Raw genomic sequence first — 25,917 nt, 5'->3', positions numbered from 1 at the left:
TGCGTACGCTCCTGAATATGGATATGCACACTGTGGTGGTGGGGACGTCGGGGGTCACCGCGTCCGACGTCCTCGCCGTGGCGCGCGACGGCGCGCGCGTCGAACTGTCCGGGGAGGCGGTGGCGGCCCTCGCCGCGGCCCGCGAGATCGTGGACGCGCTGGCCGCCGAGCCCGACCCCGTCTACGGCGTCAGCACCGGCTTCGGCGCCCTCGCGACCCGGCACATCAGCCCCGAACTCCGTGCCCAGCTGCAGCGCAACATCGTCCGCTCGCACGCCGCCGGCATGGGCCCGCGGGTCGAGCGCGAGGTCGTACGCGCCCTGATGTTCCTGCGTCTGAAGACCGTCTGCTCCGGGCACACCGGCGTCCGCCCCCAGGTCGCGCAGACCATGGCCGACGTCCTCAACGCGGGCATCACCCCGGTCGTGCACGAGTACGGTTCCCTCGGCTGCTCCGGCGACCTCGCGCCCCTGTCGCACTGCGCCCTCACCCTCATGGGCGAAGGCGACGCGGAGGGCCCCGACGGCGCCGTGCGCCCGGCCGGCGAACTGCTCGCCGAGCACGGCATCCAGCCCGTCGAACTGCGCGAGAAGGAGGGGCTCGCCCTCCTGAACGGCACCGACGGCATGCTCGGCATGCTGGTCATGGCCCTCGCCGACCTCGACACCCTCTACAAGTCCGCCGACATCACCGCGGCCCTGTCGCTGGAGGCGCTGCTCGGCACGGACAAGGTCCTCGCCCCCGAGCTGCACGCCATCCGCCCGCACCCGGGCCAGGGCGCCTCCGCCGCCAACATGCTCGCCGTGCTCCAGGGCTCCCAGCTCACCGGGCACCACCAGGACGACGCGCCCCGCGTGCAGGACGCGTACTCGGTGCGCTGCGCCCCGCAGGTCGCCGGCGCCGGACGGGACACCCTCGCGCACGCCCGTCTGGTCGCCGAGCGGGAGCTGGCCTCCGCCATCGACAACCCGGTCGTGCTGCCCGGGGGCACCTCCCAGGCTTTCGGCACTGGGGGAGGGCGGGTGGAGTCCAACGGCAACTTCCACGGCGCCCCGGTCGCCTACGTGCTGGACTTCCTCGCCATCGCCGCCGCCGACCTCGGGTCCATCGCCGAACGCCGCACCGACCGGCTGCTCGACAAGAACCGCAGCCACGGTCTGCCGCCCTTCCTCGCCGACGACGCGGGCGTCGACTCGGGCCTGATGATCGCCCAGTACACGCAGGCGGCGCTGGTCAGCGAGATGAAGCGGCTCGCCGTGCCCGCCTCCGCCGACTCGATCCCGTCCTCCGCCATGCAGGAGGACCACGTCTCCATGGGCTGGTCGGCGGCGCGCAAGCTGCGCACGGCCGTCGGCAACCTGACCCGGATCATCGCGATCGAGCTGTACGCCGCCGCGCGCGCCGTCGAGCTGCGCGAGGGGCTGGCCCCGGCCCCGGCCAGCCGCGCGGTCATCGACGCCGCGCGGGAGGCGGGCGTGGGCGGTCCCGGCCCCGACCGCTTCCTGGCGCCGGACCTGGCCGCCGCCGACGCCTTCGTGCGCGACGGCCGCCTGGTCGCCGCGGCCGAGACGGTGACCGGCCCGCTGCGGTGAGCCCGGCCCGGCCCGCTCCACCGGCCGGAGCGGGCCGGAGCCCCGGCAGAAGAGGAGACCGGCCGGAGCCCCGGGAGGATCAGAAGCCGAGGCGTTCCCGGCGCACCGAGTAGACGACGAAGCCGGCGCCCGCCGCGAGGAAGAGCGACCCGCCGACGACGTAGGGAGTGGTGTCGACGCTTCCGGTGTCGGCCAGTTCCGTGCCGCCGGTGCCGGGCGCCCCGCCGGTGCCGGCCGTGCCGTCGGCGGTGGCCGTGTTCCCGGAACCGGAGCCCGTGGCTGTCGCCGTCGTCCCGTCCGCGGGCCGGTCCGCCGTCGTGGCCGCCGCGCGTCCCCGCTCCGTGGCGTGCGCCGTCGGCACCGCGTCGGCCACCGCTCTCGCCGGGGTGTCCCCCGACGCGCTCGCGGAGGGGACGAACCACAGGGCGCCCAGCAGGGTGCCCGCGGCGGTGGCGGTCAGGAGCGTACGGCGAGCGGTTGACACGGAATATCGATCCCCTTGTGGCACTGGCGAATTGGCCGTGTGGGGCGATGGTAGTGAAAGCCACGGGTCACGGGAAAGTCACGGGAGGTTTGACATGCGGCCGCCCCGGGCGCACCACCCGATCAGTAGCGCTTTGCGCTGATTCGCGCGCGCCGTGGGGACGCGGCGCCCCCTTGTGACCGAAGACACTGCCCCCGCATCGGGGGGCACGCGGTCCGGCGCGTGCGGTCCGACAGGGCGTCAGGCGGCCGCCGCCGGGGCCCGCGGCCGGCTCCGCGACCCCGTCGTGCGCGGCCCCGCCCCGGCCGGGCGTGACCCCGCCTTTCCGGGCCGGGGACCCGGCGAGGATGATGACAGGCACCTCCCGCGAACCCCCGCGCAGCGCCCCCGCGACCGCCCCCGCGGCCCGGCCGACGTGGCGAGGCACACACTGGGGCGGCCTGGGGAACGGGACGAAACGGTCGTAGCGTTGAGGATTCGCGGCGTTGATGATTCGCGACGGGGGATTCGAGGGGTCTCGGGGAATACGGCAACGATGGAGAAGCGTGTGATGACGAACAGCAAGCGGCGCAGGGCCCTGATGGCCTCGTCCGCTCTGCTCGGCGGTGTTCTGGTGCTCTCGGCCTGCTCCGGCAGCAGCGACGCGGCCGGTGGGAACGGCGACGACAGCTCGCAGGCCACGGCGGACAAGGCCGCGGCCCAGCAGACGTCGGAGGCCCAGATCAAGATCACACCGGCGGACGGCTCCGACAACGCGTCCATCAACAACTCCGCCGCGGTCGCCGTGACCAAGGGCACGCTGACGGACGTCACGATGACCACCGCCGACGGCAAGGCCGTCAAGGGCCAGATATCGGCGGACAGGACCAGCTGGAAGCCGAGCGGCCCGCTCGCCCGCTCCACCACCTACAAGGTCGCCGCCACCGCCACGGACGCCAAGGGCCGCGCCGCCCACGAGAACGCCTCGTTCACCACCGTCGCCCCGGCGCACAGCTTCATCGGCACCTTCACGCCGGACAACGGCACCACCGTCGGCGTGGGCATGCCCGTCTCGATCAACTTCGACAAGTCGATCACCGACAAGGCGACGGTGCAGAAGCACATCACCGTCTCCTCCTCCAGCGGCCAGGAGGTCGTCGGCCACTGGTTCGGCGCCAACCGCCTCGACTTCCGCCCCGAGCAGTACTGGAAGGAGGGCTCCACCGTCACGCTGAAGCTCGACCTCGACGGTGTGCAGGGCGCCCAGGGCGTCTACGGCGTCCAGCAGAAGACGGTCACCTTCCACATCGGCCGCAACCAGGTCTCCTACGTCGACGCCAAGACCAAGCAGATGAAGGTCACGCAGGACGGCAGGACGGTCAAGACCATCCCGATCTCCGCCGGCTCCCCCGAGCACACCACCTACGAGGGCGCCATGGTGATCTCCGAGAAGTTCACCCAGACCCGGATGAACGGCGCGACGGTCGGGTTCAAGGACTCCGACGGCAAGGGCGAGTACGACATCAAGGACGTGCCGCACGCCATGCGCCTGACCAACTCCGGCACCTTCATCCACGGCAACTACTGGGGCGGCCCGTCCGTCTTCGGCAACGCCAACACCAGCCACGGCTGCGTCGGCCTGCAGGACAAGAAGGGCGCCAAGGACCCGAGCACGCCGGCCGCGTGGTTCTACAACCACTCGCTGCTCGGTGACGTCGTCGTCGTGCAGCACACCGGCGACAAGACGGTCTCCCCGGACAACGGCCTCAACGGCTGGAACATGAGCTGGTCCCAGTGGAAGGCCGGCTCCGCCGCCTGACCCTCCCTCAGCTGTCCCACCGGTGCCGCCCCCGAGGGCGGCACCGGTGTTTTCGTCGCGGGAGGAAGCCGGGGCGGGGCCGGAGCGGCCCCCGTCCGAGCCGCCCGCCCGATCCGCCACGCCGCCGGATCCGCCGGCCCGCCCGGCGTCACGCCGAGGACGCCGGGCTCCCGCTCCCCGCCCGTGTCGCGTCCGCACCCCAACTGGCCAGCAGGCGCAGTGACTCCGCGGACGGGGAGCCGGGCTCGGCGTGGTAGGCCACCAGCGACTGCTCGGCGTCGTCGGCCAGTTTGAAGGACTCGTAGCGCAGCGCCAGCTCACCGACCAGGGGATGGCGCAGGCGCTTGACGCCGTGGCTCTTCTCCTTGACGTCGTGGGTGGCCCACAGGCGGCGGAAGTCCTCGCTCTTGACGGACAGTTCACCGACGAGGGCCGACAGCCGCGGGTCGTCCGGATAGCAGCCGGCCTCCATGTGCAGCGCGCACACGATGTCGATCGCCTTCTGCTCCCACTCGACGTAGAGGTCCCTGGTGCCCGGGTCCAGGAAGACCATGCGGGCCCAGTTCCGCTCGGCGGCGGGCAGCTGCGACCAGTCGCCGAAGACGGCCGCCGCCATCCGGTTCCAGGCCAGCAGCTCCGCGCGCCGCCCCACCACGTACGCCGGGACGGTGTCCATCGTGTCGAGCAGCTGCCGCAGCGAGGAGCGCACCTGCTGCGTCGGCGCCGTCTGCTTCTTCTTGTGCTTGGGCTTGGCCAGATGGGTCAGGTGGGCGTGCTCGGCGTCGGTCAGGCGCAGCGCGCGGGCGATGGAGTCCAGCACCTCCGCGGAGACGTTGCGGCCGTTGCCCTGTTCCAGGCGGGTGTAGTACGCCACAGAGACGCCGGCCAGCTGGGCCAGCTCCTCGCGGCGCAGACCGGGCACCCGGCGGTGGCGTCCGTAGTGCGGCAGACCCACGTCCTCCGGCTGGAGCCGGGCCCGGCGCGTGCGCAGGAACTCGCTCAGCTCGGCACGCCGCTCCAGCCCCGCACCGGCCCCGGCCCGCGCCCCGGTCTCCGCACCGGCCCCGGCCCGCGCCCCGGTCTCCGCACCGGCCCCGGCCCGCGCCCCGGTCTCCGCACCGGCCCCGGCCCGCGCCCCGGTCTGCGCGCCGCCTTCCGTCGCGGCCGTTTCGGGCTTTTCGTCCATACGTCCAGTATCCCTGGTCCTACGCACCGCATCCTGCCCCCGCCAGTGGTAGGCACGGCGGACGTACGCAGAACCGTGGTCTGGGCGGACGGCCCACCAGGGGGCACGCTGGACGACGTGCCCGGCCGGAAGGCAGCCGGGCACGCCAACCGCTAGGAGACCCCTCGGCATGACCACTGTCGCCGCATACGCCGCCCCCGCAGCGAAGGCGCCGCTGGAGCGCACCACCATCGAACGCCGGGCAGTCGGCGAGTTCGATGTGCTGATCGACATCAAGTTCGCCGGTATCTGCCACTCGGACATCCACCAGGCCCGCGAAGGCTGGGGCCAGGCGATCTTCCCGATGGTCCCCGGCCACGAGATCGCGGGCGTCGTCTCCGAGGTCGGCCCCGGCGTCACCCGGTACGCCGTCGGCGACCGCGTGGGCGTCGGCTGCATGGTGGACTCCTGCCGCGAGTGCGACAATTGCGCCGCGGGTCTGGAGCAGTACTGCGTCCGCCGCCCGACCTGGACGTACAACGCCGTGGGCAAGGACGGCGAGCCGACCTACGGCGGCTACGCCGAGAAGATCGTGGTCGACGAGAACTACGTCGTGCGCATCCCCGACGGCCTGGCCCTGGACGTGGCCGCGCCGCTGCTGTGCGCCGGCATCACCACGTACTCCCCGCTGAAGCACTGGAACACCGGCCCCGGCAAGAAGGTCGCCGTGGTGGGCTTCGGCGGCCTCGGTCACATGGGCGTCAAGATCGCCCACGCCCTCGGCGCGGAGGTGACCGTCCTGTCCCAGTCCCTGCGCAAGCAGGACGACGGCCTGCGCATGGGCGCCGACCACTACCACGCCACCAGTGACCCGGCGACGTTCGAGCAGCTCCAGGGCTCCTTCGACCTGATCCTGAACACGGTCTCGGCGCCGCTCGACTTCCCCGCGTTCCTGTCCCTGCTGCGCACGGACGGCGCGCTGGTCAACGTCGGCCTGCCCGAGGAGCCCGTGCAGATCCCGCTCTCCGCGGTCGCCGGCGGCCGGCGCAGCCTGAGCAGCTCCAGCATCGGCGGCATCGCCGAGACCCAGGAGATGCTGGACTTCTGCGCCGCGCACGGCCTGGGCGCCGAGATCGAACTGATCGGGGCGGAGGAGATCAACGAGGCGTACGAGCGGGTACTGGCCAGCGACGTGCGCTACCGCTTCGTGATCGACACGGCGACGATCTGAGACACCCGGCGCCGCCCGGCCCCACGCGCACGCGGTGGCAGGGCGGGCGCGCGTCAGTGCGGCAGGGTCGCCGGGCTGCCGCCGTTGGCCTCGTAGCCGGCCACCGCCAGGGCGCGGTAGACGGCGAACTCCGCCGCCGGGTCCTCGGACAGCGTCCAGGGCAGGGCGCCGACGTGGCCGTCGACGTGTATGAGCTGGTTCATGGCCTCCGCCCAGCGCTCGGAGCGGACCAGGAAGAAGATGAGCAGGTGGCGCACGTGCGCTGCCATCGGGTCACCGGGGCGGGCCGAGTGGATGGCGTGCAGGGCGCCGTGGACCGCCTTGGTGACGACCTCGCTCTGGTAGAAGCCGCGGACCAGGTTCACCTCGGGAAGGTGCTCGAAGACCGCGAACAGCGGCATGGCGGCGAGCAGCGAGCCGCGCGGGGCGCGGGCCGCGGCGGCCTGGGCGAACTCCATCGCCAGCTGCCGCGAGCCGTGCCACTTCTCGCACCAGTAGTGCAGCGCGGCCAGGTGGGCGCCCATGTGGGCCGGGGCACGGTCGAGGATCTTCAGCCAGAGCTGCTCGAACTCGGGCCGGGAGTAGGACAGTCCGCGCGCCACCGACAGCTCGATGATGTAGGGGACCGGATCGCCCGGTGCCAGCAGCGCGGCCTCGCCGCACGAGACGCGGGCCTCCTCCATGATGATCCGGAACTCGTCCGTCCCCGGCGTCGACGTCCGCCACGCCTGCTGCACCAGGAACTCGGCGTGCACCGCCGCGCCGCCCGCGTCCTTGGGGGACTCCGCCCGCCACACCCGCAGCCACTGTCCGCCGGGCGTCTCGCTGACCCCGCCCGGGCGCTGCTGGAGCTCCAGCGCCGCGGCACCGGCGAAGGCCTGGACGCGCTGCCAGCGCAGCTCGCCCTCCGCCTCGGTGCCCGCCAGCAGCTGGGAGGCGGCGTGGTGGTCCTGGGTGCGCTGCACCAGGTCCAGCACGTCCAGCAGGTCCTGGTCGGGACCGGGCATGCGGACGTCCAGCTCCTCCTGCCGTACGAACCCGTAGTCCGCCGGGTCCGCCGCGTCCGGGTGCCCCGGCGGGACCTGCTCGATGACGCCCCGCCTGCGCCGCAGGAACGGGAGCAGCACGAAGCTCAGCAGGACCAGTGCCGTCAGCACCCAGAGAATCTCCATGCCACAAGCGAACCAGACGGCGCCGGCAATTGGCCAACCTGCGCCCCGGGCCTGTGGAAAACCCCGCGGCGCCCGCCGTGCCCGGCGTCCCGCGCCGCGGCTCCGGGAGCACTACCCTCGGGCCCATGAGCGACGAGCACATCAGTCAGCACTTCGAGACCCTCGCGATCCACGCGGGCAACACCGCCGATCCCCTCACCGGCGCGGTCGTCCCGCCGATCTACCAGGTCTCGACCTACAAGCAGGACGGCGTGGGCGGTCTGCGCGGCGGCTACGAGTACAGCCGCAGCGCCAACCCGACCAGGACCGCCCTCGAGGAGAACCTCGCCGCCCTGGAGGGCGGCCGCCGGGGCCTCGCGTTCGCGTCCGGACTGGCGGCCGAGGACTGCCTGCTGCGGACGCTGCTCGCCCCCGGCGACCACGTGGTGATCCCGAACGACGCCTACGGCGGCACGTTCCGTCTGTTCGCCAAGGTCGTCTCCCGCTGGGGCGTGGAGTGGTCGGTGGCCGACACCAGCGACCCGGCCGCCGTACGGGCCGCGATCACCGAGCGGACCAAGGTCGTGTGGGTGGAGACCCCCTCCAACCCGCTGCTCGGCGTCACCGACATCGCCGCCGTCGCCCAGGTCGCCCGGGACGCCGGTGCGAGGCTCGTCGTGGACAACACCTTCGCGACGCCGTACCTGCAGCAGCCGCTCGCGCTGGGCGCCGACGTCGTCGTGCACTCGCTGACCAAGTACATGGGCGGCCACTCGGACGTCGTCGGCGGCGCGCTGATCGTCAGCGACGCCGGACTCGGCGACGAACTGGCGTACCACCAGAACGCCATGGGCGCCGTCGCCGGTCCCTTCGACTCCTGGCTGGTGCTGCGCGGCACCAAGACCCTCGCGGTGCGCATGGACCGGCACAGCGAGAACGCCACCAAGGTCGCCGACATGCTGTCCCGGCACCGGCGCGTGACGCGTGTCCTGTACCCCGGGCTGCCCGACCACCCTGGTCACGAGGTCGCCGCCAAGCAGATGAAGGCGTTCGGCGGCATGGTCTCCTTCCGGGTCGAGGGCGGGGAGGAGGCGGCCGTGGAGGTCTGCAACCGGGCCAGGGTGTTCACCCTCGGTGAGTCCCTCGGCGGCGTCGAGTCCCTGATCGAGCACCCGGGGCGCATGACCCACGCGTCCGCCGCGGGCTCCGCCCTGGAGGTCCCCGCGGACCTGGTCCGCCTCTCCGTCGGCATCGAGAACGTCGACGACCTGCTGGAGGACCTGCAGCAGGCCCTCGGCTAGTACGCCGGGCCGCTGCCCGCTGCCCGCTGCCCGCTGCCCGCTGCTCGCTGCTCGCTGCCCGCTGCCCGCTGCCCGCTGCCCGCTGGCCGTCGGCCGGGCGGCCGGTGGCCGTCGATCCGGAGACCCGGGCGCCCGGTGGCCGGGTGGCCCGGGTTCACCAGTCCGTCACGGGCGGGGTCGTCTGCGAAGGCGGCTCCGCCCAGGGGCGCACCGTCAGCGCCCACACGGTGAAGGCGAGGGCCGCGGCGCACAGCAGCAGCCACAGGGCGCGGCGGGCGAGCGTACGGCGGCGCAGCATGCGGGCGCCGCGGCGCACGGCGTCGTCGTACAGCCCGGCGGGCACCTGGGGCTGTGTCTGCTCCAGGATCCGCCGTACGGCCGCCTCACGCTCCACTCTGTTCACCACGCCCCCCGTCGTCCGCCGGTGCTGCTCACGGCTCGCCTGCGCTCGCGTGCGTGTTCGGTCCCGGTGTCCCGGCCCGTGCGCCCGGCGGGTACGGGCGCACCGCCCCGGCTACGACGGGGCCACCTTCGGGCCGCGTACGGCGGGGGCGGCGCGCGCGGGCGCGTGCGTGAGCGCGGCGATCGCACGGTCGCAGATCACGCGGACCCGTTCGGCGGGCAGGCCGAGCAGAGCGGCGGCCTGCTCCTCGGCGACGCCCTCGTACAGCCGCAGGACGACGACCAGGCGTTCCTGGGCGGAGAGGGCGGCCAGGGCGCCGGGCGGCGCGGGGCGGCCGCGGCCCCGCACGCCGTGCCGGTGCCAGGCCTCCCGGGCGAACCGGGTCGCCAGCGACTGCCGGGCCCGCTCGTAGGGGTCCTCGCCGCGCAGCCGGTCCCAGCACGCGTACGTGTGCGCGAGGGAGAGGGTCAGCAGGCGCCGCGCGCGCGGGTTGTCCTGCGGTGCCTCCGCGGTGAGCAGGGTGGCGGCGTGCAGCAGCCGCCCGGCGGCGCCCGCGACGAACGCCTCGAACTCCCGGGCCCGGCGCGCGCCGGGGGACGCCTGCCGCTCTCGCACCGCGCCTCCTGCCGACGGCCGTCGTGGGAAGGGGGACCACGGCCGTGTCGGGACGCGAGAAACCGGTGCGACCGAACCCCCCGGGTCTCATATCAGGCCAGGGGCGGCCCGTCGGTCAAGAGCCGTGCGGACGGCATGTGGCGCCGGGGCGGCCCCGCACGAGCGTGCCCGGGCCGCGGCACGCACCCGGGGGGCGGTCAGGACGCCGCGCCCGCCTCCCGCGCCGCGCCGCCCTGCGGCGACTGGCGGCCGGAGAGCGCGTGGTTGAAACGGGTCAGCAGGGAGCAGAAGGCCGCGCGCTCCTCGGGCGTCCAGTCCTCGGTCAGCTCGGCCATCAGCCGGCGCCTGGAGGTGCGGACCTCCTCCAGCCGGGTCAGCCCGCGCGGAGAGAGCTGGAGCACCACCGCGCGCCCGTCCTCGGGGTGCGAGGTCCGCTTCACGAGCCCGGTGTCCACGAGCGGCGCCACCTGACGGGTGACCGTGGAGGAGTCGATGCCCATGCTCGCGGCGAGCGCCTTGACGCCCATCGGGCCTTCCTTGTCGAGGCGGTTGAGCAGCAGGTAGGCGGCGCGGTCCATGGAGTTGCGGACCTGCCCCACCCCGCCGAGCCGGGTCTGTTCCGCACGGCGGGCGAACAGCGCCACCTCGTGCTGGAGGGTTTCGAGGAGACCGGTGTCACCGACGCTCGTCATGTCCATCGACATTTCAGGTGTTGTGGGCATGGCCGGAGGCTCACTTCTGACGGGCTGCTGGGTTGGGGGACAGGGTACGCGGCCGGACGGCGGGGCGTACCGGCGCTGCGCGAACCGGTCTCGCAGGTTGGTCACGGGCGACCCGCCGCGGGCGTGAACTGCGAGACTTCCCTCATGAGCTACGGCACGGCTGAGTCCTTCCCGCCCGTCACGCTGGACGACGTGCGCGGGGCCCAGAAGATGCTCTCGGGCGTGGCGCGGGTGACCGCCATGGAGAGCAGCAGGCACCTGTCCGAACTCGCGGGCGCGCCGGTCCTCCTCAAGTGCGAGAACCTCCAGCGCACGGGATCCTTCAAGCTGCGCGGCGCCTACGTGCGGATCGCCGGCCTGCTGCCGGAGGAGCGCGCCGCGGGGGTGGTGGCCGCGAGCGCGGGCAACCACGCGCAGGGCGTCGCCCTGGCCTCGCAGCTGCTCGGGGTGCACGCCACGGTGTTCATGCCCAAGGGCGCCCCGCTGCCGAAGATCAGCGCCACCCGGGGCTACGGCGCCGAGGTGCGCCTGCACGGCCAGGTGGTCGACGAGACGCTGGCCGCCGCGCAGGAGTACGCCGCCGAGACCGGCGCGGTCTTCATCCACCCCTTCGACCACCCGGACGTCATCGCGGGGCAGGGCACCGTCGGGCTGGAGATCCTGGAGCAGTGCCCGCGGGTGCGCACGATCGTCGTCGGCATCGGCGGCGGCGGGCTCGCGGCCGGGATCGCGGTCGCGGTGAAGGCGCTGCGGCCGGACGTGCGGATCATCGGGGTGCAGGCGGCGGGCTCGGCGGCGTACCCGCCCTCGCTGGCGGCGGGACGGCCGGTGGCGATCGGCAGCCCGACGACGATGGCCGACGGCATCAGGGTCGGGCGGCCGGGCGACGTGCCGTTCGGCATCGTCTCCGAACTGGTGGACGAGGTGCGCACGGTCGGCGAGGACCAGCTGTCCGCGGCCCTGCTGCTCCTGCTGGAGCGGGCCAAGCTGGTGGTGGAGCCGGCCGGGGCCAGCCCGGTGGCGGCGCTGCTCTGCGCCGAGGGGGGCGAGGGCGCCGAGGAGGCCTTCGAGGGGCCGGTCGTGGCGGTGCTCTCCGGCGGCAACGTCGACCCGGTGCTGCTCCAGCGGGTCCTGCGGCACGGGATGGCGGCGCAGGGCCGCTACCTGGCCGTCACGCTGCGGCTGACGGACCGGCCCGGCGCCCTGGCCACCCTGCTCGGGGTGCTGTCGGCGGTCGACGCCAACGTCCTGGACGTCAGCCACGTACGCACCGACCCGCGGCTCGGGCTCACGGAGGCCGAGGTGGAGCTGCACCTGGAGACGAAGGGCCAGGCGCACTGCGCCGAGGTCGGCCAGGCCCTGCGCGAGGCCGGCTACACGGTCATCGTCTGAACCGCAGCCGTCCCGCGCCCCGCGCCGGGTGCGACGCCGCCGGGGGCGGCCGTGCCGGGCGGGACCACGCCGGGTGCGGCGCCGCCCCGCGCCGGGTACGACGAAGCCCCCCGCGCCCGGCGGGGCGTACGGGGGGCCCGGTCTCCGGGACGGGTGCGCGTCTCCGGTACCGCGTGCGCGGTCAGCCGTTGTACGGCTCGGCCCTGAGGATCTTCACCGACGCCTTCTTGCCGTTCGGCAGCTCGTACTCCGCGTCCTCGCCGACCTTGTGGCCGATCACGCCGGAGCCGAGCGGCGACTGGGGCGAGTAGGTCTCGATGTCGGCGCTCGCGTACTCGCGCGAGGCCAGCAGGAAGGACAGCGTGTCGTCCTCGTCACCGTCGAAGGCGATCGTGACGACCATGCCGGGCGCGACCGCGCCGTCCGCGGAGGCCGGGGCCTCGCCCACCTGGGCGTTCTCGAGGAGCTGGGTCAGCTGGCGCACACGGAGCTCCTGCTTGCCCTGCTCCTCCTTGGCCGCGTGGTACCCACCGTTCTCGCGCAGGTCGCCCTCCTCGCGCGCGGCCGCGATCTTGGCTGCGATCTCGGTGCGCGCGGGACCAGTAAGGTACTCAAGCTCGTCCTTGAGCTTGTTGTACGCCTCCTGGGTCAGCCAGGTGACGTTCTCGCTGGTCTGGGTCACAGGTGCTCCTCGTCGGTACTGGGAATACAAAGCATCGCCCTACCCAGAAGAATGGTCCCTCATGGATGGGCGAAACCACGAGCCTAACAATTCAGCGGCGAAAGGGGGAGGACATAAGCCATCTAAATTGCGTCAACGCAGGTCAGCGACCGCGTATTCCGGAAGAAACGCGGGTGTCGCCGCGCCCGGACCGCGTCAGTCGGCGTGGCAGCCCAGCAGCTCGCCGGTCGTCCCCCGGGCCGTGGTGCGCAGGGTGAGGACCTTGTCGACCTGCTTGGCGCGCTGGTCGAAGCGGAAATCGGCCCGGCCCACCTCGGTGCCGTCGGCCGCCTGCGAGCGCAGCGTGCAGTAACCGCGCGCTCCGGCGTCCTTGTGCACCTCCAGGTGGATCTGCACCGCGTCGTCCGACGCCTGGAACGAGACGACCTGGGCGCTGATCTTGTTCTGCCCCACGTAGTGGTAGGCGAAGTAGCCGATCAGGGCGAGCAGCAGGGCCCCGAGAACGGCACCGGCGATCTTGAGTTTGCGGTCGGCGCGTTCGTCCGGGGAGCGGCCGTAGCGGCCCTCGGGCAGCCGGGTGCTCGCCGTACTCATGATCGTCCTCTCGGCAGGGGCGGGACGGTCGTCCCGCGAGGGGCCCCGGAGCCCCGCTCCGGAATTATTCGCCCCCCGATTCGGTCACTATAGAAGCCCCGGACCGCCGCTCGACCGCCACCCCGCACCGACGGGGCACCGACGCGGCGGCCGTGCAGCGCCCGACGACACCGGGCACCGACTTGACCTTGAGGAATGAGCCTTGACTGACCAGCTGCGACTGATGGCCGTGCACGCGCATCCCGACGACGAGTCGAGCAAGGGCGCGGCCACCATGGCGAAGTACGTGTCCGAGGGGGTGGACGTGCTGGTGGTGACCTGCACGGGCGGAGAGCGCGGCTCCATCCTCAACCCCAAGCTCCAGGGCGACACGTACATCGAGGAGCACATCCACGAAGTGCGCAAGAAGGAGATGGACGAGGCGCGCGAGATCCTCGGCATCAAGCAGGAGTGGCTCGGCTTCGTCGACTCCGGCCTGCCCGAGGGCGACCCGCTGCCGCCGCTGCCCGAGGGCTGCTTCGCCCTGGAGGACGTCGACAAGGCCGCCGGCGAGCTGGTGCGCCAGATCCGCTCCTTCCGCCCGCAGGTGATCACCACCTACGACGAGAACGGCGGCTACCCGCACCCCGACCACATCATGACCCACAAGATCTCGATGGTGGCGTTCGAGGGCGCGGCGGACACCGAGAAGTACCCGGAGGACGAGTACGGCCCGGCCCACCAGCCGGTGAAGCTGTACTACAACCAGGGCTTCAACCGCGCGCGCACCGAGGCGCTGCACAAGGCCCTGCTCGACCGCGGCCTGGAGTCCCCCTACGGCGAGTGGCTGGAGCGCTGGGAGAAGTCCGGCCACAAGGACCGCACGCTGACCACCCACGTCCCCTGCGCGGACTTCTTCGAGATCCGCGACAAGGCACTGATCGCCCACGCCACGCAGATCGACCCCGACGGCGGCTGGTTCCGGGTGCCGATGGACGTCCAGAAGGAGGTCTGGCCGACCGAGGAGTACGAGCTGGCGAAGTCGCTCGTGGACACCTCGCTGCCCGAGGACGACCTCTTTGCGGGCGTCCGGCAGCACTGAGGGAGAATGCCTGACATGAGCGCAAGCGCGAGCCTGGCAACGACGCATCTGGTCACCCTGGCCGAGTTCGACAAGAACAAGGTCACCCCCGGCGTCCTCGGTTTCATCGTCTTCGCGGTGATGGCCCTGGCGGTGTGGTTCCTGATGAAGTCCATGAACCGCCACATGGGCAAGGTGGACTTCAAGGAGGCCCAGGAGGCCGACCAGAACCCCTCGGGCAAGGGCGGCGCCGGCCCCGGCCGCCCCCACCCCTCCAAGGGCTGACCTGCCGCCCAGCGGGTGATTCCGCCCACCGCACCCGGTGCGCGGAGTCACCCTCCGTCATGCCCGCACGCCCGCGCGCGCCCCTGCCTCACCCCCGCGCCGGCGCCGCCTGCACGCCCATCACCTCACGGGCGTGCCGGTCCGGGACCATGCCCAGACGCCAGGCCTGCCAGCCCCCCTCCAGGCTCACACCGCGCTCCAGGACGAGCCGGTACGCCTCCATGCAGCCCTCCAGCTTCCGGTCCCGCAGCGGGTGGCCGGCGCGGGCCAGCTCCGCCAGGTCCTCCTGGGCGACCGCCGTACCGACCTCCACACCGCCGGGCGCCGCGAACGGCAGCAGCGTGCAGCGCAAAAAGCGCGCCCAGTCCTCGCCGCGCCGGTCACCGTAGGAGGCGAACAGCGCCAGCGCCTCCTCGCACAGGGCGAGGGCCTGCGGGGTGCGGGCGTTGCCCGCGTCGACCACGGCCAGCTCCAGGCACGTCCAGGCCTCGCCGTGCGCCACCCCGATGCGCTGGAAGTCGGCACGCGCGTCCACCAGGAGCTGACGGGCGAAACCGGAATTGCGCAGCGAGCCGGTCTGCGCCGCCCGCTGGTCGCGGGTGACCCGGGCCGAATGGTGGCGGGCGCAGGCCAGCCCGTAGACGTCGCGCATCCGGGAGAACATCGTCCGGGCCCGTTCCAGCTCGCGCACCGCCTGGTCCAGGCCGCCGGTCTCCTCCAGCGCCTGCCCCAGGTAGTACAGCGTCCACGCCTCACCGCGCGCGTCCTCGTTGTCACGGTGCCGGGCGGCCGCCCCGCGCAGCGCCTCCACCGCCTCCGCCGTCTCCCCGGCCAGCAGCCGGGCGCGCGCCAGCTGCGTCAGCGCCCAGGCCTCCCCGCGGGCGTCACGGGTGCGGCCGTAACGCTCCAGGGCCTCGCCCAGGTGCCCCTCCGCCTCCTCCACCTCGCCCTGGCGCAGCGCGAGCTGGCCCAGCTGGAAGTGCGCCCACGCCTCGCCGTGCACGGACCCGCCCTCACGGTGCAGCACCAGGGAACGCGTCAGCAGGTCCAGCGCCTCCGCCAGGTTGCCCCGGTCACGCTCCACGGCCGCCAGCGCGTGCATCGTCCACGCCCGGTCGGTGGCCAGCTCCGGCACGTCCTGCAACGCCATGGCCTCGCGCAGCCGGGCCGCGGCCTCGGTCAGGTTGCCCTGGTGGTGCAGGGTGATGCCGAGCGAGTTCAGCGCGCGGGCCGCGCCCGCCTCGTGGTGCGCCTCGCGGTACAGATCGACGACGGAGGCCAGCGTGGCGCGTGCCTTGTCCAGCTCGCCCAGCTGCCGGGCCGCGATGCCGGTGCGCCACTGCACCGAGCGGACCAGCAGCCCCTGGTCGACGGCCTGGGTCAGCTCGCTGATCTCACCCAGCCGGTACAGGTCGCCGCGCAGCAGGCAGTAGTCGCACAGCGCGCCCAGCAGGTTCAGGACGGCCGCCTGGTCCACGTCCTCCGCGTGCCGCAGGGCCGCCGTGATGAAGCTGGACTCGTCGTCCAGCCAGCGCAGCGCCTCGTCGAGGGAGGTGAAGCCGTGCGGGCTGAAGCGGTCCGAGCGGGTCGAGTTGTTGCCGTCGACCAGGCGCAGCACCGAGTCGGCCAGCTCGGCGTAGTTCCCGATCAGCCGCTCCTGCGCGGCCGTCCGCTCCGCGGGGTCCTCCTCGTCCAGCAGCCGGGCGTGGGCGAAGGACCGCACCAGATCGTGCAGCCGGTGGCGGCTGCCGCGCACGTGGTCGATCAGACCGGCGCGGGCCAGGGCCGTCAGGTGCCGGGTCGCCTCCGCCTCGTCCGTGGCGAGCAGCGCGGCCGCCGCCGCGGCACCCAGCGAGGCACGGCCCGCCAGGGCGAGCCGCCGCAGCAGCCGGCGGGCCGGTTCCGCCTGGTCGGTGTAGCGCAGCCACAGGACCCGCTCGACGGGATCCACCGGGCCGTACGCCGCGAGGTCCGCGGCCAGCCGGCGCGGCGAGCGCGGGCCGAGCGCGGAGCCCGCGATCCGCAGCGCCAGCGGCAGCCCGCCGCACAGCGCGCGGATCCGCTCGGCGGACTCCGCGTCGTAGGGACCGGAGGTGTCCTCGGCGGCGGCGGTCAGCAGCTCCTCGGCGCCCGCCTCGTCCAGGGCCTCGACCGGGAGCTGGTGCACCCAGGCCGGCAGGTCGGCGGGCAGCTCCAGCGGGGTGCGGGCGGTGACCAGGACCAGGCCGTCGGAGCGCTCGGGCACCAGGGCGGCCACCTGGGCGGCGTCCGAGGCGTCGTCCAGCACGATCGTCACCGGCAGCCCCGTCAGATGCTGGTCGTACAGCTCGCCCAGCCGCTTGACCTGCTGGTCGGGCGAGGAGCGGTCGCGGAACAGGAGCTGCTCACGGGGCGCGCCCAGCCGGTTCAGCAGGTGCAGCAGCGCGTCACGGGTGGTCAGCGGCGGCTCCTCGGCGCTGTCCCCGCGCAGGTCGACGACGACCGCGCCGCGGAACTGGTCGCGCAGCTCGTGCGCCGCGCGGACGGCGAGGGTGGAGCGGCCGGAGCCGGGCGCGCCGTGCAGGACGACGACCGTCGGCCGGGTCTCGGTGTGGGCGCGGGCCGCCTGCACCCACTGCCGGATCCGTGCCACCTCCTGCCGCCGCCCGGCGAAGACGCCGTCCGGCTCGGGCAGTTGCCCGAAGGACTGCTCCAGCACGCTGCGCCTGCGGGCCGCCGCGCTCTTGTCCGCGCCGCGCAGCCGGGGCGCCGCCTTCTTCGGCGCGGCGGAGGCGGTGAGCACGCGCTGCTGGTCCAGGAACGGCCGGATGCCGCGCACCTCCAGCGCGGTGAGCCACTGCAGCCGCAGCTGCTCGGGGCCGCCGGGCTGACCGGCCGCGCCCGCCCGGTGGTGGGCCGCGGGCAGATGCGCGGCGCCCACCTTGACGACGGTGGCGGCGGCGCCCGCCACGGCGGCGACGGCACCCGCGCCGAGCGCGGTGCCCGCCCCGGTGCCGAGCGCCACGTCGCCGACGGCGGCGGCGAGCGCGGCGACCACCGCGACCATCAGGGGAGTTCCGGCGCCCTCGCGCGCGTAGCGCTGCGCGAAGGTCAGCTGCCCGGCCGCCGCCTCGTCCAGCGCCCGGGTGTACGCCTCGTACTCCTCCTGGGCCGGCCGGGCGAGGGAGTCCAGCGCGGCCTTGGCGCGCGACAGCAGCACACCGCCGTCCACCCGCCCGCCCGACCGGCGCACCTCCTCCTCCACGGCCCGGGCGAGCAGCCGTTCGGCCTCCGCCCGATGAGCGTCCCGCATGTCCCGTCCCCCTCCGGCGGCAACTCCTGTGCGTACGAGTGTCCTTCGAGCGGGGCGCGAGCGCGAGGGGGTGGCGATCAACGGCCACCAAGGAATGACGGCCGGCCGGCCGGAGTGACACACCGTCCACCGGCGGACCGGGGCCGCCGGTCACGTTCCGTGCCCGGCCGGTGCGGGTGAGGCAGGATGGGGGTATGCCGAACCGACTGGCCCATGAGACCTCTCCGTACCTGCTCCAGCACGCCGACAACCCCGTCGACTGGTGGCCGTGGTCGTCTGAGGCGTTCGAGGAGGCGCGGCGGCGTGGTGTGCCCGTGCTCCTGAGCGTCGGCTATTCGAGCTGCCATTGGTGCCATGTCCTGTCGGCGGAAAGCTTCGAGGACGAAGCGGTCGCCGCCTATATGAACGAGCACTTCGTCAGCGTCAAGGTCGACCGGGAGGAGCGGCCCGACGTCGATGCCGTCTACATGGAGGCCGTGCAGGCGGCCACCGGGCAGGGCGGCTGGCCGATGACCGTGTTCCTGACGCCCGACGCCGAACCGTTCTACTTCGGCACCTACTTCCCGCCCGTGCCCCGGCAGGGGATGCCGTCCTTCCGGCAGGTGCTGCAAGGCGTGCAGCAGGCCTGGGAGACCCGTCGGGAGGAGGTCACCGACGTCGCCGGGAAGATCGTCCGTGACCTCGCCCAGCGCGAGATCGACTACGGCGGTACGCGGACCCCGGGCGGCGAGGAGCTGGGGCAGGCGCTGCTCGGGCTGACCCGCGAGTACGACCCGCAGCGCGGCGGGTTCGGCGGCGCGCCGAAGTTCCCGCCGTCCATGGTGATCGAGTTCCTGCTGCGCCACCACGCCCGCACCGGCTCCGAGGGCGCATTGCAGATGGCCCGGGACACCTGCGAGCGGATGGCCCGCGGCGGTCTGTACGACCAGCTCGGCGGCGGCTTCGCCCGCTACTCCGTGGACCGCGACTGGGTCGTGCCGCACTTCGAGAAGATGCTGTACGACAACGCGCTGCTCTGCCGGGTCTACGCCCACCTGTGGCGCACCACCGGCTCGGAGCTGGCCCGCCGCGTGGCCCTGGAGACCGCCGACTTCATGGTCCGCGAACTGCGCACGGAGCAGGGCGGGTTCGCCTCGGCGCTCGACGCGGACAGCGACGACGGGCAGGGACGGCACGTGGAGGGCGCCTACTACGTGTGGACGCCGGAGCAGTTGCGCGAGGTCCTCGGTGACGAGGACGCCGAACTCGCCGCCCGGTACTTCGGCGTCACCGAGGAGGGCACCTTCGAGCACGGTGCCTCCGTCCTCCAGCTCCCCGTCCGTGAGGGCGTCCAGGACGCCGAGCGCATCGAGGCGATCCGCCGCCGTCTGTCCGCGGCACGCGCCCGGCGGCCCGCGCCCGGCCGGGACGACAAGGTCGTCGCCGCCTGGAACGGCCTCGCGGTCGCCGCCCTCGCCGAGACCGGCGCCTACTTCGACCGTCCCGACCTGGTGGAGGCCGCCCTCGGCGCCGCCGACCTGCTCGTACGGCTGCACATGGACGAGCACGCGGGGCTGACCCGTACCAGCCGGGACGGGCACGCCGGGGGGAACGCCGGGGTGCTGGAGGACTACGCGGACGTCGCCGAGGGCTTCCTCGCGCTCGCCTCCGTGACCGGCGAAGGGGTCTGGCTCGACTTCGCGGGCCTGCTCCTCGACCACGTCCTGTCCCGGTTCACCGACCGGGAGTCCGGCTCCCTGTACGACACCGCCACCGACGCCGAGAAGCTGATCCGGCGCCCCCAGGACCCCACCGACAACGCGACCCCGTCCGGCTGGACGGCCGCCGCGGGGGCCCTGCTCGGCTATGCGGCGCACACCGGTTCGCAGCCGCACCGGGCCGCCGCCGAACGGGCCCTGGGGGTCGTCCAGGCGCTCGGCCCGCGCGTCCCGCGCTTCGTCGGCTGGGGGCTGGCCGTCGCCGAGGCCGCGCTCGACGGGCCGCGCGAGGTGGCGGTCGTCGGACCGTCCCCGGCCGACGAGCGGGCCCGGGCCCTGCACCGTACGGCGCTGCTGGCGCCCGCGCCCGGTGCCGTCGTCGCCTACGGCACCGAAGGCAGCGACGAGTTCCCGCTGCTCGCCGGCCGCCCCCTGCTGGGCGGCGAGCCCGCCGCGTACGTCTGCCGCAACTTCACCTGCGACGCCCCGACCGGCGACCCGGAGCGGCTGCGCGCGGCGCTGGGCGGGTGAGGCGTCCGCGTCAGGAGTTGAAGGCGAGGATGAGGACGGCCAGCAGCGCCTGGGCGGCCCACTGGAGGACGGCGGCCCCGGCGCGGGCGGACGCCAGCCGGCGCGGGAGCACCAGCGCGGCCACGCCGGCGGCGGCGGAGGCGAAGAACAGGCCGTAGAGGACGTCTCCCCCGCCCTGGTGGCAGCCCTGGGTGGAGTCGCCGTACATCAGGCACTGCGTGCCGTGCTCGGTGGAGAGGGCCAGCAGCCAGCAGCCGACGACCATGGGCACGAGCAGGCCCAGGCCCAGGGCGGACCACACCGTGCTGTTGTTCCCGGGTTCCCCGGCTGCCGCGTTCCGTGTCGTCGCTGTCATGGCTCCAGCCAACCGGAGCGGGCCGCCGCGCTGATCGGTGCGCGTACTCAACTCCCCTGCGCGCGCGTACTCATCGCCTGTTCCACGATCGCCTCCAGCTGGTCGTGGTGGGCGCCCTTCCAGTACGCGCGTCCGCAGGCGCGGCACTGCGCGAAGACGTCGTAGGTGCGCTGGGTGCCGTGTGCGAGCTGGTCGGCCACCTCGGCCTTGGTGGCCTGTCTCAGCAGGCCGTTGCAGGCGGTGCAGCGGGTCCAGGGCCGCAGCTCGGGGTGGAAGCGGTCGAGGACGTCGCGGAGCTGGTCGTCGGGGCGGGTGCTGTAGACGAAGGCGCCCGCCCACAGTTCGCGGCGGCGCAGCAGGCCGCGGTCGCGGCTGAGCAGGACCCGCTTCTCGGCCGCCGAGCGGGCGGCGAGGGCCGGGTCGCCGATGTCCGTCGACTCGTAGGCGGCGTCGACGCCGAGCAGGCGCAGGCGGCGGGCGAGGGTGCCCAGGTGCACGTCGAGGAGGAACCGCAGGGGGGCGCCGGGGACCGGCTGGGGGCGTTCGACGGCGCGCACCCGCACGGACTCGCCGGCCCGCGGGAGGTGCGCCGCGGGCACCTCGCGGCCGTCGACCACCAGCGTGCCGACCTCGGTGAGGGGGACGCCGAGGGATTCGACGACGTGGCCGAGCGAGGAGACTCCGTCGGTGACGACCGCGGTGGCGCCCCGGCGGCGGGTGTGCGGGACGAACACGTGCAGGCCGGGGGCGAACTCGACGTGGATCTCGGGACCGTTCACCTGGTCAGGATGGCACGGAGGGCCGCCGGTGCCTCAGCGGTTTTCCGGGGACAGGCCGTGTTCGAGGACGGTGAGGGTGCGGTCGACGAGGTCCGCGAGGTCGTCGCGGTGGCCCCGCTCGGCCCAGAACAGGGTGGTCTCCATCAGTGCGCCGACCAGGGACATCGCCCAGGCCCGCACCTCCAGGCTCTCCGGGTCGCGGCCGGTGCGCTCGGCCGCGGCGGTGCAGAGCAGGTGGCCGGTGACCGACATGCTCTCCATCATCCGCGAGCGCACCGCGGGCACCTCGACCATCAGCCGGGTGCGCAGCCGTGACACCTCGGCGTCGGGGTCCACGCCGCGGCCGATGGCCGTGTGCAGCACGTGGCGGACGGAGCGGGTCCAGGGTTCGTCGGCGGGCCGGGCGCGCAGTTCCCGGGCCAGCAGCGGGTCCCACTCGTCGGTGAGGACGATGTCCTCCTTGGTGGGGAAGTACCGGCAGACGGTCGACGGCGAGACCTCCGCCCGTTCGGCGATCTGCTCGATCGTCGTGGCGTCGTAGCCCTGCTCCCGGACCAGCGCGTACGTCGCCGTGCGGATCGCCTCACGGGTCCTGATCTTCTTGCGCTCGCGCAGGCCGAGCGGGGGGCGGCCGGCGGGCGGGGCGGGTGCGGCGGAGGAGGAGGAGTGTGCGGCCGTCATGGGCCCATTGTCCGGCACGGGGCCCCGCACCGGCCGCGGCCGACGGCGGCCGGCCCGCGCCCGCCTGGGCGGGCGGCGTGCGCGGGGCGGTGGCTATCCGTGCTGGTAGGCGACGAGGGAGATCCCGACGTAGTGCACGGCGAAGGCGGCCAGCGTGAGGGAGTGGAAGACCTCGTGGAAGCCGAACCAGCGGGGGGAGGGGTTGGGGCGTTTGATGCCGTAGACGATGCCGCCCGCGCTGTAGAGCAGGCCGCCGGCGATCACCAGGACCAGGACCGCGATGCCGCCGGTGCGCATGAAGTCGGGCAGGAAGAAGACGGCGGCCCAGCCCATCGCGATGTAGCACGGGGTGTAGAGCCAGCGGGGGGCGCCGACCCAGAAGACGCGGAAGACGATGCCCGCGGCGGCCGCCGCCCAGATGCCCCACAGCAGCCACTGGCCCTTGCCGCCCGGCAGGAGCAGCAGGGTGAGCGGCGTGTAGGTGCCCGCGATGATCAGGAAGATGTTCGCGTGGTCCAGGCGGCGCAGGACGCCGCCGAGGCGGGGGCTCCAGTTGCCGCGGTGGTAGAGCGCGCTCACGCCGAAGAGCAGGCAGGCGGTGAGGACGTAGATCCCGCAGGCGATCCGGCCCCGGGTGGAGTCGGCGAGCGCGGTGAGCACCAGGCCCGCTATCAGTACGGCCGGGAACATTCCGAGGTGCAGCCAGCCGCGCAGTTTCGGCTTGACCGGATGCGGCAGGGAGAGCGCGGCCGGACCGCGGCCACCGGCCGGCGTGTCCAGGGGCGCGTCGGAGGCGGACGCAGTCATGCGCCGCATGGTACCCACCTCACGTTAAGTCACGCGTCAGCGCACGGGGCGGAATGCGGCGATCGCGGCGGAACCGGGCGAACGCAAAAAGTCCTTCAGCCGATGTCAACGCGGACGCAAAGAACCCCGGAAAACCGTGGGATTCCTCACCCCGCTCACCTGTGCGGCCCTCTGGACAGATGGGCGCGCGCGTCGGATGATCAAATGAGTGCGGTCGGCACCGGATGAGCGGCTACGAAGCATCCGGGTCGCAGCCCCCACGGGGCGACAAGACAAAAAACCCCTCATTTAGGAGCAATCGTGGCGCGCGACATCGCGGCTCCCCCCGTCCTCCCGACCAACCACAAGGACCTGATCTCGTGGGTCGACGAGATCGCGGAACTCACGCAGCCGGACAGGGTGGTCTGGTGTGACGGATCCGAGGCCGAGTACGAGCGACTGTGCGGGGAGCTCGTCCAGAAGGGCACCTTCCGGAAGCTCGACCCGATCAAGCGCCCCAACTCCTACTACGCGGCCTCGGACCCCTCCGACGTGGCCCGCGTCGAGGACCGTACGTTCATCTGCTCCGCGAAGGAGGAGGACGCCGGCCCCACCAACCACTGGAAGGCCCCCGCCGAGATGCGGGAGATCTTCCGGGGCCAGGACGGCGAGGGCGGGATCTTCCGCGGCTCCATGAAGGGCCGGACGATGTACGTCGTCCCGTTCTGCATGGGCCCCCTCGGCTCCCCGCTCTCCGCGATCGGCGTCGAGATCACCGACTCCGCCTACGTCGCCGTGTCCATGCGCACCATGACCCGCATGGGACAGCCGGTCCTCGACGAACTCGGCGACGACGGCTTCTTCGTCAAGGCCGTGCACACCGTCGGCGCCCCGCTGGAGGAGGGCCAGGAGGACGTCCCCTGGCCGTGCAACTCCACCAAGTACATCTCGCACTTCCCCGAGGACCGCGAGATCTGGTCCTACGGCTCCGGCTACGGCGGCAACGCGCTGCTCGGCAAGAAGTGCTACGCCCTGCGCATCGCCTCCGTCATGGCCCGTGACGAGGGCTGGCTCGCCGAGCACATGCTGATCCTCAAGCTCACCCCGCCCACCGGCGAGGCCAAGTACGTCGCGGCCGCCTTCCCCAGCGCCTGCGGCAAGACCAACCTCGCCATGCTGGAGCCGACCGTGTCCGGCTGGACCGTGGAGACCATCGGCGACGACATCGCGTGGATGCGGTTCGGCGAGGACGGCCGCCTGTACGCGATCAACCCGGAGGCAGGCTTCTTCGGCGTCGCGCCCGGCACCGGTGAGCACACCAACGCCAACGCGATGAAGACGCTGTGGGGCAACTCGGTCTTCACCAACGTCGCCCTCACCGACGACGGCGACGTGTGGTGGGAGGGCATGACGGAGGAGACCCCGGCCCACCTGACCGACTGGAAGGGCAACGACTGGACGCCCGAGTCCGGCACCCCGGCCGCGCACCCCAACGCCCGCTTCACCACCCCCGCCGCCCAGTGCCCGATCATCGCGCCGGAGTGGGAGGACCCCAAGGGCGTGCCGATCTCGGCGATCCTCTTCGGCGGCCGCCGCGCCAGCGCCGTGCCGCTGGTGACCGAGTCCTTCGACTGGAACCACGGCGTGTTCCTCGGCGCGAACGTCGCCTCCGAGAAGACCGCCGCCGCCGAGGGCAAGGTCGGCGAGCTGCGCCGCGACCCGTTCGCCATGCTGCCGTTCTGCGGCTACAACATGGGCGACTACATGGGCCACTGGATCGAGGTCGGCAAGGACAAGGACCAGTCCAAGCTGCCGAAGATCTACTACGTGAACTGGTTCCGCAAGGACCACCAGGGCAAGTTCGTCTGGCCCGGCTTCGGCGAGAACAGCCGCGTGCTGAAGTGGATCGTCGAGCGCCTGGAGGGCAGGGCGGAGGGCGTCGAGACCCCCATCGGCATCCTGCCGACCGAGGCGGCGCTGGACACCGACGGCCTGGACCTGTCCGCCTCCGACCTGAAGTTCCTGCTCACCGTCGACAAGGACGTGTGGCGCGAGGAGGCCGCGCTGGTCCCCGAGCACCTGAACACCTTCGGTGACCACACGCCCGAGGAGCTGTGGGAGCAGTACCGCGCGCTGGTCGAGCGCCTGGGCTGACCCGCCCGCGCCCCAGAACTCCGCGGCCGACCGCGACCTGCCCTGACCTGCACAGTCGCTCCGGTCGGCCGCGGCAGGACCCGGTCAGGGGCCGGCCCCGCACAACGGCGTGCGGGGCCGGCCCCTTCCGTGTGCCCTCACCCGTTCGGCACAGCCGGCCGTATGGCCGGGGCGGCCGCGGGTACCCGGGAGTCCTCCCGGTGAAGGAGGGTGATGAGGGCATGGCTGGAGACGGTGACTTCTACAAGCACGACCGTCCCGACAACCCGGACCTGGCCGAGGACCGCCCGCGCGGCGGCGGCCCCGAGGAGCCGCAGGGACGCGGCAACTGGCCGGTCTGGATGGTCGTCCTGGCGATCCTCGTGCTGTTCGTGCTCTTCGTCGTGATCTTCGGCTGACGGTCGTGATCTTTGGTTGACGCGAACGCGTCACCGTGGGCGCTGGGCCGGGGCTTTCACGCGCCGGCGCGTGGTCGGCGCGTCCGCCGGCGCACGGTCACAGCGCGCGCTGGAGCAGAAGGGTGTCGAGGCGGCGGCCGTGCTTGTACCCCACGCCGGTGAGCCGGCCCGCCTCGGTGAACCCGAGGCGGCGGTGCAGCGCGGCCGACGCGTCGCCGCCCGGCTCGGCGACGACCGCGATCATGCGCTGCGCCCCGGCGCGGGCGCACCCCTCGATCAGCGCGCCCAGCAGGGCGGCGCCGAGCCCGCGCCCGGTGGCGTCCGGGGCGAGGTACACGGTGTCCTCGACCGTGTGCCGGTACGCCGGCTTGGGGCGGTACGGACCGGCGTACGCGAAGCCGAGGACGCGGCCCGCCTCCTCGGCGACCAGGAACGGCAGCCCGCGCGCGGCCAGATCGGCGCGCTTGGCCTCCCAGTCCTCCAGGGAGCGGGGCGTCTCGTCGAAGGTGGCGACGGTGTGCAGGGCGTAGTACCCGTAGACGGCGGCGACCGCGGGGAGGTCGGCGGGGCGCACGGGCCGGACTGCGGCACCGGGAACGGCCACGTCTTCTCTCTCGCCTGACACGTCTTCTCTCTCCCGCCGGGGTGCGGTCACGGCGCCGTGTGGCCTGCGGCCCGTGGTCCAGGGGCGCGACGGCAGGCGAAGTGTAGGGCACCCGGTCCGCGCGTCGCTGCGGGTGCGCGCGGACCGGGGCCGTCGGTGGAGCCC

General features: G+C 73.4%; 24 protein-coding genes. 10 read left to right on the top strand and 14 right to left on the bottom strand.

The window, feature by feature from the left end:
• Positions 1-23 precede the first annotated feature (23 nt).
• Positions 24-1,592: a histidine ammonia-lyase gene (gene hutH / locus AC6I72_RS11830; protein WP_498004657.1), complete on the top strand. Its 1,569-nt coding sequence runs from the start codon at positions 24-26 to the stop codon at positions 1,590-1,592.
• Positions 1,593-1,671: 79 nt separating this feature from the next.
• Here hutH and AC6I72_RS11825 read toward each other — a convergent pair whose 3' ends face one another.
• A complete protein-coding gene (locus AC6I72_RS11825) occupies positions 1,672-2,076 on the bottom strand; it encodes an LAETG motif-containing sortase-dependent surface protein (protein WP_498000750.1) in 405 nt (134 codons plus the stop codon).
• Between the two features lie 535 nt (positions 2,077-2,611).
• Between AC6I72_RS11825 and AC6I72_RS11820 the strand changes: the two genes are divergently transcribed.
• The gene (locus tag AC6I72_RS11820; RefSeq protein WP_498000749.1) at positions 2,612-3,874 is read left to right on the top strand and encodes a L,D-transpeptidase; all 1,263 of its coding nucleotides are present in this window, start codon (positions 2,612-2,614) and stop codon (positions 3,872-3,874) included.
• 148 nt (positions 3,875-4,022) lie between these two features.
• Here the strand turns inward: AC6I72_RS11820 and AC6I72_RS11815 are convergent, their stop codons facing one another.
• A complete protein-coding gene (locus tag AC6I72_RS11815) occupies positions 4,023-5,060 on the bottom strand; it encodes a helix-turn-helix domain-containing protein (protein ID WP_498000748.1) in 1,038 nt (345 codons plus the stop codon).
• Between the two features lie 169 nt (positions 5,061-5,229).
• Here AC6I72_RS11815 and AC6I72_RS11810 point away from each other — a divergent pair, with 169 nt between their 5' ends.
• On the top strand, positions 5,230-6,270 hold the full coding sequence (locus tag AC6I72_RS11810; RefSeq protein ID WP_498000747.1) for an NAD(P)-dependent alcohol dehydrogenase: 1,041 nt from the start codon (positions 5,230-5,232) through the stop codon (positions 6,268-6,270).
• A 53-nt stretch (positions 6,271-6,323) separates the two neighbouring features.
• Here the strand turns inward: AC6I72_RS11810 and AC6I72_RS11805 are convergent, their stop codons facing one another.
• Positions 6,324-7,442: a hypothetical protein gene (locus AC6I72_RS11805; protein WP_498000746.1), complete on the bottom strand. Its 1,119-nt coding sequence runs from the start codon at positions 7,440-7,442 to the stop codon at positions 6,324-6,326.
• 125 nt (positions 7,443-7,567) lie between these two features.
• On the opposite strand from AC6I72_RS11805, the gene AC6I72_RS11800 reads away from it, so the two are divergent.
• Positions 7,568-8,722, top strand: a complete 1,155-nt coding sequence (locus AC6I72_RS11800; RefSeq protein WP_498000745.1) for a cystathionine gamma-synthase — start codon at positions 7,568-7,570, stop codon at positions 8,720-8,722.
• 154 nt (positions 8,723-8,876) lie between these two features.
• Here the strand turns inward: AC6I72_RS11800 and AC6I72_RS11795 are convergent, their stop codons facing one another.
• The 3 genes from AC6I72_RS11795 to AC6I72_RS11785 form a co-directional block, all read right to left on the bottom strand.
• Positions 8,877-9,125, bottom strand: coding sequence for a hypothetical protein (locus AC6I72_RS11795; protein WP_498004656.1), 249 nt, complete (start codon positions 9,123-9,125; stop codon positions 8,877-8,879).
• A 111-nt stretch (positions 9,126-9,236) separates the two neighbouring features.
• A complete protein-coding gene (locus tag AC6I72_RS11790; protein ID WP_498000744.1) occupies positions 9,237-9,740 on the bottom strand; it encodes a sigma factor-like helix-turn-helix DNA-binding protein in 504 nt (167 codons plus the stop codon).
• Positions 9,741-9,937: 197 nt separating this feature from the next.
• Entirely contained in the window at positions 9,938-10,438 is a 501-nt protein-coding gene (locus AC6I72_RS11785; RefSeq protein ID WP_498004655.1) for a MarR family winged helix-turn-helix transcriptional regulator, read from the bottom strand.
• Positions 10,439-10,606: 168 nt separating this feature from the next.
• On the opposite strand from AC6I72_RS11785, the gene ilvA reads away from it, so the two are divergent.
• Positions 10,607-11,854 (top strand): threonine ammonia-lyase, encoded by a 1,248-nt coding sequence (gene ilvA / locus AC6I72_RS11780; protein WP_498000743.1) that lies wholly within the window; start codon positions 10,607-10,609, stop codon positions 11,852-11,854.
• A gap of 181 nt (positions 11,855-12,035) precedes the next feature.
• Here ilvA and greA read toward each other — a convergent pair whose 3' ends face one another.
• Both greA and AC6I72_RS11770 read right to left on the bottom strand, forming a co-directional pair.
• The gene (greA, locus tag AC6I72_RS11775; RefSeq protein ID WP_498000742.1) at positions 12,036-12,536 is read right to left on the bottom strand and encodes a transcription elongation factor GreA; all 501 of its coding nucleotides are present in this window, start codon (positions 12,534-12,536) and stop codon (positions 12,036-12,038) included.
• Positions 12,537-12,731: 195 nt separating this feature from the next.
• Complete coding sequence (locus AC6I72_RS11770; protein ID WP_366723546.1) at positions 12,732-13,130, bottom strand: DUF4307 domain-containing protein; 399 nt, start codon at positions 13,128-13,130, stop codon at positions 12,732-12,734.
• Positions 13,131-13,353: 223 nt separating this feature from the next.
• On the opposite strand from AC6I72_RS11770, the gene mca reads away from it, so the two are divergent.
• Positions 13,354-14,211 carry a mycothiol conjugate amidase Mca gene (mca, locus tag AC6I72_RS11765; RefSeq protein WP_498004654.1) on the top strand — a complete coding sequence of 286 codons (858 nt, stop codon included), beginning with the start codon at positions 13,354-13,356 and terminating at the stop codon, positions 14,209-14,211.
• 6 nt (positions 14,212-14,217) lie between these two features.
• On the top strand, positions 14,218-14,475 hold the full coding sequence (locus AC6I72_RS11760) for a hypothetical protein (RefSeq protein WP_498000741.1): 258 nt from the start codon (positions 14,218-14,220) through the stop codon (positions 14,473-14,475).
• Between the two features lie 88 nt (positions 14,476-14,563).
• Here the strand turns inward: AC6I72_RS11760 and AC6I72_RS11755 are convergent, their stop codons facing one another.
• Entirely contained in the window at positions 14,564-17,767 is a 3,204-nt protein-coding gene (locus AC6I72_RS11755; RefSeq protein WP_498000740.1) for a tetratricopeptide repeat protein, read from the bottom strand.
• A 194-nt stretch (positions 17,768-17,961) separates the two neighbouring features.
• On the opposite strand from AC6I72_RS11755, the gene AC6I72_RS11750 reads away from it, so the two are divergent.
• Positions 17,962-19,995, top strand: coding sequence for a thioredoxin domain-containing protein (locus AC6I72_RS11750; protein ID WP_498000739.1), 2,034 nt, complete (start codon positions 17,962-17,964; stop codon positions 19,993-19,995).
• 10 nt (positions 19,996-20,005) lie between these two features.
• On the opposite strand, the gene AC6I72_RS11745 is transcribed toward AC6I72_RS11750, so the two are convergent.
• The 4 genes from AC6I72_RS11745 to trhA form a co-directional block, all read right to left on the bottom strand.
• On the bottom strand, positions 20,006-20,350 hold the full coding sequence (locus AC6I72_RS11745) for a hypothetical protein (RefSeq protein ID WP_498000738.1): 345 nt from the start codon (positions 20,348-20,350) through the stop codon (positions 20,006-20,008).
• A gap of 47 nt (positions 20,351-20,397) precedes the next feature.
• Complete coding sequence (locus AC6I72_RS11740; protein ID WP_498000737.1) at positions 20,398-21,129, bottom strand: Mut7-C RNAse domain-containing protein; 732 nt, start codon at positions 21,127-21,129, stop codon at positions 20,398-20,400.
• Positions 21,130-21,162: 33 nt separating this feature from the next.
• Positions 21,163-21,810, bottom strand: coding sequence for a TetR/AcrR family transcriptional regulator (locus tag AC6I72_RS11735; protein ID WP_498000736.1), 648 nt, complete (start codon positions 21,808-21,810; stop codon positions 21,163-21,165).
• A gap of 93 nt (positions 21,811-21,903) precedes the next feature.
• Positions 21,904-22,617 carry a PAQR family membrane homeostasis protein TrhA gene (gene trhA, locus AC6I72_RS11730; protein ID WP_498000735.1) on the bottom strand — a complete coding sequence of 238 codons (714 nt, stop codon included), beginning with the start codon at positions 22,615-22,617 and terminating at the stop codon, positions 21,904-21,906.
• A gap of 300 nt (positions 22,618-22,917) precedes the next feature.
• Here trhA and AC6I72_RS11725 point away from each other — a divergent pair, with 300 nt between their 5' ends.
• Together AC6I72_RS11725 and AC6I72_RS11720 are read left to right on the top strand one after the other, a co-directional pair.
• Entirely contained in the window at positions 22,918-24,750 is a 1,833-nt protein-coding gene (locus AC6I72_RS11725; RefSeq protein WP_498000734.1) for a phosphoenolpyruvate carboxykinase (GTP), read from the top strand.
• Positions 24,751-24,971: 221 nt separating this feature from the next.
• Positions 24,972-25,148, top strand: coding sequence for a membrane protein (locus tag AC6I72_RS11720; protein WP_037861344.1), 177 nt, complete (start codon positions 24,972-24,974; stop codon positions 25,146-25,148).
• 97 nt (positions 25,149-25,245) lie between these two features.
• On the opposite strand, the gene AC6I72_RS11715 is transcribed toward AC6I72_RS11720, so the two are convergent.
• The gene (locus AC6I72_RS11715) at positions 25,246-25,752 is read right to left on the bottom strand and encodes a GNAT family N-acetyltransferase (protein ID WP_498000733.1); all 507 of its coding nucleotides are present in this window, start codon (positions 25,750-25,752) and stop codon (positions 25,246-25,248) included.
• Positions 25,753-25,917: the final 165 nt, after the last annotated feature.

The sequence above is a fragment of the Streptomyces sp. Xyl84 genome, from assembly GCF_059731885.1.
Note: the sequence above shows the minus strand (reverse complement) of the source record. Positions and strands in the feature narration are given on the sequence as shown.